Annotated in this window: 1 protein-coding gene; it reads right to left on the bottom strand. The window is 26.3% G+C overall.

Annotation, left to right across the window (positions count from 1 at the left end; genetic code table 11):
• Window positions 1-332: 332 nt before the first annotated feature.
• The coding region (locus LPB87_RS20605; RefSeq protein ID WP_230729227.1) for a hypothetical protein at window positions 333-653 on the bottom strand (321 nt) is incomplete at its 5' end.

Here is a 653-nt window from a genome sequence, read left to right as displayed (position 1 = left end):
CTCGTCTTGTAATTCCTTCCCGTTATATTTATACTTATAATTAGGCTGTTTATTATCTGTATTATATCCCTCGTGTTTTAAACCGAAGGGATAATAATTGTTTTCTTCAAGAATTTCAAGAACGTTTGTTGCTTTATTTTTGGCATAACTCAATCTTATGTTACATAAATGATCTTTATATTGGTATACATATTTTTGCTTTATATTATCAAATACCTTTCTGCTGTAAGGAAAAATTGTAAACCTATAATAGGGCTAAAATTTGAATGCAAATCTATTTTAGGATTAAGTATAAATATGCAAACTTTTTTCAAAACGAGACAATATCATCTTTAAGATACCTGTGAAATACTGGAACCATAGTGAAGATTAATTTTTGCAATTAATTGGTTACAATTTTTAAAATATAATGGAGATATGATCAATTTTTTATCATTTTCTAAGTTAACTATATAACTATAATACCCAGGAGTAATTTGGCCAACCTCACATATATAAGAACCATCAATAAATTCTTTGTCTAAACTTTTTATAGATGAATAAGGAATACTTTCTGTCTTTCGTGATAGAAAATAAATTTTTGTGATTGTTTTTTCTTCCACGATAAGTTTATAAATAGAATTTAAGTTGTAGAATAAAACTGCTACCCCAAC

Origin of the sequence: Flavobacterium sp. EDS (assembly GCF_020991525.1) — a bacterium.
Lineage (GTDB): Bacteria > Bacteroidota > Bacteroidia > Flavobacteriales > Flavobacteriaceae > Flavobacterium.
The sequence above is the reverse complement of the archived record's forward strand: the minus strand, read 5'-3'. Positions and strand labels throughout refer to the sequence as shown.